Consider the following 1,818-nt stretch of genomic DNA (forward strand, 5'->3'; position numbering starts at 1 on the left):
CGCCGGACAAGCAGCAGACCGAAGATGATGGCCGAAGCCGCTAGTCCGGCGGCGAGCAGCGAGACTGCACCGCCGGTCGTCGCGAGTCCCGAGATCTTCTCGACGGTGTTCTCGAGTTCCAATGACTCGGTGTCTCCACTGAGCACGACAGTGGCGATGGGGCTGCCCTCAGCCGTATCGACCGTGATGTCGGAGGATGTTGTGGACCAACGCGCACCCGACCAGCGGAGGTCATCCGCGAGGGTTGCGGTCTTCTCTTCGATCCTCACGGCGATGCCGAGGGGGATGTCCTCGACCTCGACCGTGTCGCCGGGGATGACGACGACGTCACGGGCCTGCGGTTCGCCGAGGAGATCGATCCACGAGACGACGAGCGGGAACGGCGTCGCGGCGACGTCGTCTGCGCCGGTTCCGGTGACGCTCTTGGCGATGATGAGCGAGCCGCGGGATTCGACGGCGGTGTTCGTGAGAGCGACCGAGGCGTTGTCGTCTGCGCCGATGGTCACGGTGGCATCGCCCTGGTCCGTCGTGGAAACCCTCTCCCCGTCCCAGCTGGGGTGTGCCCAGGTGAACCGTGTGGCGTCCGGGAGCGGGGTTTCGCGGAGGGTGACTTGTGTTCCGAAGGCGAGCGTGTCGGGGTATGTGACGGGAGTGCCGTCTGTCGGGACGGTCATCTCGACGGACTGCGGCGTGCCTGCTTCGTCCCAGCTGGCTGTCACGGTGATGTCGCTCGGGATGTCGGCATCGTCGGGGCGGATGCCGTCGAACGACTTCGTGATGGTGAAGGTGCCCGGCGTCCAGGTGGCTTCGTTGATGACGGTGACGAGCAGCACGTCGCCCTGCTGGTCAGGGATCGTGACTCGCGCGCTGCCGTTGCCGTCGTCGATGACGTCGGTGCCGGAGATCACGATGGACCCCCAGGTGACGGTGTCGACCTGTGGCGGGTCTTGCTCGGTGAGTGTGACGACTGTTCCGGCGGGAAGTTGTTCGCCGAGCGCCACCGGCCCATCGGCAGTGATGGTGAGCTCGCGCGACTGCGGGGTGCCGTCAGCGTCGGTCCAGGTGGCTTCGACGGCGAACGGAGTGTCGGAGTCGACGGCGCCTGCCGCTTCTCCGGCAATGCCTTTGATGATGCTGATGCCGGCCGTGGAGGTGGCGGCGTGGTTCTCGACGACGACGGCAGCTGCCGGGTCTCGCCCGATGGTGACCACGGCGGACTCTCCATCCACCGTCACACCGGCTCCTGACCAGACGGGCGCACTCCATGCGATGCTCGCACCGTCAGCAAGGGGCACTTCCTCGAGTGTCACTTCGGTTCCGATGAGAAGACTTCGCCCGAAGGGTACGGGGGTGCCGTCCGTGGGCAGGGTGAGGGTGGCGGAACCGAGCGTTCCGTCTTCGATCCAGGAGGCATTGACGGTGACGGTCGCCGGGACCGCTGGGTTTTCTGCTTGGGCGCCGGTGACGTTCTTGGTCAGGGAGAAGGTGCCGACGGTGCGTTCGACGCGGTTGGTGACGGTGACGAGTGCGGGGTCTGTCGCGGTCGCTGCGCTCACGACGAGGCTGGAAGGGGAGATCGTCGGTTCGGACCAGGTCAGGGTGTCGTCGTCCGTCGGCCGCGTCTCAGTGAAGGTGACAGTCGCCCCGATGGGAAGGTCCTCGACGAGGACGGGCTCTCCTGCGACGAGGGTCACTTCGCGGTCCGGTTGCGCGGGGAAGCCGGCACCGAGTGCGGAGGTATCGATCTGCGTCTTCACCGTGTAGGTGCGGTCGTCGTCGACGAGGCTCACCGCGCCGCCGGTGACCTCTTTGACCAGG

1 protein-coding gene is annotated in these 1,818 nt (G+C 66.7%); it reads right to left on the reverse strand.

From position 1 onward, the window contains the following. Positions 1-1,818 (reverse strand): DUF5979 domain-containing protein (locus tag J7E68_RS01050; protein WP_215169049.1); only part of this gene is annotated, 1,818 nt, incomplete at both ends.

Source organism: Microbacterium sp. ISL-103, assembly GCF_018613995.1.
Lineage (GTDB): Bacteria > Actinomycetota > Actinomycetes > Actinomycetales > Microbacteriaceae > Microbacterium.